Below are 1,184 nucleotides of genomic sequence, written 5' to 3' on the forward strand. Positions count from 1 at the left end.
GTAGCTCCTGAACAGATCGGCGCTACAGCCGTAAACGTCGGTGTAACATTCGGATTAACTGTGATCGTTAAAGTCGTTGTAGTCGCACACTGTCCGGCACTCGGCGTAAATGTATAAGTTGTAGTTGCTGTATTATTAAGTGCCGGCGCCCAAGATCCAGTGATACCATTGTTAGAACTAGTTGGCAAGGGCGACAATGTAGCTCCCGAACAGATCGGCGCTACAGCCGTAAACGTCGGTATAACATTCGGATTAACGGTAATTGTTAAAGTCGTTGTAGTAGCACACTGTCCTGCACCAGGCGTAAATGTATATGTTGTAGTTGCGGTATTATTAAGTGCCGGCGCCCAGGTACCCGTAATGCCATTGTTAGAACTAGTTGGTAGTGGAGACAAGGTAGCTCCCGAACATATTGGCGCTACGGCTGTAAAAGTCGGGGTTACATTTGGATTGACGGTAATAGTTAAAGTTGTTGTAGTCGCGCACTGTCCTGCACTCGGCGTAAAGGTATAAGTTGTAGTTGCCGTATTATTAAGTGCCGGCGCCCATGTACCCGTAATGCCATTGTTAGAAGTAGTTGGTAATGGAGAAAGGGTAGCTCCAGAACATATTGGCGCAACAGCTGTAAACGTCGGTGTTACATTTGGATTAACTGTAATAGTCAAAGTCGTTGTAGTAGCACACTGTCCGGCAGTTGGCGTAAACGTATAGGTTGTTGTAGTCGTATTATCCAAAGCAGGCGACCAGCTACCAGTAATAGCATTATTAGATGTTGTTGGTAATGGCGACAAAGTAGCTCCCGAACAGATTGGCGCAACGGCTGTAAACGTCGGTGTTACATTTGGATTAACTGTTATAGTCAAAGTCGTCGTAGTCGCACACTGCCCAGCTGTTGGTGTAAAGGTATAAGTAGTTGTTGCTGTATTATCCAAAGCCGGCGCCCAGCTACCCGTAATACCATTGGTAGAAGTAGTTGGCAGTGGCGTTAAAGTAGCCCCAGCGCAAATAGGAGCAACCGCTGTAAACGTCGGTGTTACATTCGGATTAACCGTAATTGTCATCGTTGCCGTCGATGCGCACTGACCTGCTGTTGGTGTAAAGGTATAAGTGGTAGTTGACGTATTATTAAGTGCCGGTGACCAAGATCCAGTGATACCATTGTTAGAACTAGTTGGCAAAGGCGT

Annotated in this window: 1 pseudogene; it reads right to left on the minus strand. The window is 46.5% G+C overall.

The annotated features are described in order from the left end of the window. Positions 1 to 1,184, minus strand: a pseudogene (locus GGD38_RS37350) (gliding motility-associated C-terminal domain-containing protein); the annotation flags it as partial.

Source organism: Niastella sp. OAS944, assembly GCA_024809215.1.
Classification (GTDB): Bacteria; Bacteroidota; Bacteroidia; order Chitinophagales; family Chitinophagaceae; genus Niastella.